Origin of the sequence: Vibrio sp. 10N.261.52.A1, from assembly GCF_002876325.1 — a bacterium.
Lineage (GTDB): Bacteria > Pseudomonadota > Gammaproteobacteria > Enterobacterales > Vibrionaceae > Vibrio > Vibrio chagasii.
In genome coordinates, this window is record NZ_MCYD01000147.1 from 1 (window position 1) to 916 (window position 916).

Sequence of the window (916 nt, forward strand, 5' to 3'; positions counted from 1 at the left end):
ACTTGCTGCGCAATATCGCTATAGTTTCTAGCGGTTGCGTGAACTGTTTTTATGAGTTCACGGTCTGACTCCGTCACCTCACCGTGCGAGAAGTTGTCATCGTTAACTGTGTAGGTAAAGTTATCAACGATGATTTTTGTTTTTTCGCCACAACGGTAGCCACTACAAGAGCCGTTGTTGTTTCCTTGAATAACCCAACGATCGCCAGAACGATTTATGACCATATCTTCGCCGACATAAGTGCCGTTATTTCCGCCAACCCAAGCGTATCCAAGGTTATGAGCTAAGTAACTTAGCGGATATATAAAGTCTGTTCGATCAGTGACTAGGCCATATTCGACGTCAATTTCATCGCCTTCTGGCACCGATTTAGCTGAGATGGTTGGAATCTCTGATTGGTCATCATTCGGGTAGCAGAAGGTTTTATCGTTTGGCGTATCTTGTTTGATTAGCCCGTAATAACCCGGCCCCATAATTACCCAGTTGTCTTTCAGGCCAACAATATCCCAAGTGCCCATGCGCGGTAGTAGTGAGTTTTTATGCTCTTCTGCTTCAAAGCGGTCTAAAGGGCGATAACCTGAGCGACAAACATCATCGCCTAAATTGTCACGCACGATTTGATCTGGGTATATTTTCGCGTTTACTCCGGTCGATAGTACAGACAACACTGCCGCTGCCAAGATACTTTTATTTTTACTGATCACTAATAATCCCCTCATTTTCTTTTTTATATTGGTAATGCTGTTTTGCCTTGCGTACACAGGACCATTTCACTTTTCCATAATGATGAAAATAACGATACTGAAAATGATTGAATAAATTTTTTTGTTATAAATCAACAGCTTGAGATGGATTTATTAATATTTGATGAAACTTTGATGCAATGAAGAGAGATTTTCTCGGCACACTTCATAAT

The 916-nt window shown here is 41.2% G+C and carries 1 protein-coding gene; it reads right to left on the bottom strand.

What is annotated here, in order from left to right; all coding sequences use genetic code 11:
• Positions 1–704 (bottom strand): aerolysin family beta-barrel pore-forming toxin (locus tag BCT81_RS01995; RefSeq protein WP_133152490.1); only part of this gene is annotated, 704 nt, incomplete at its 3' end.
• Between the last annotated feature and the right edge of the window lie 212 nt (positions 705–916).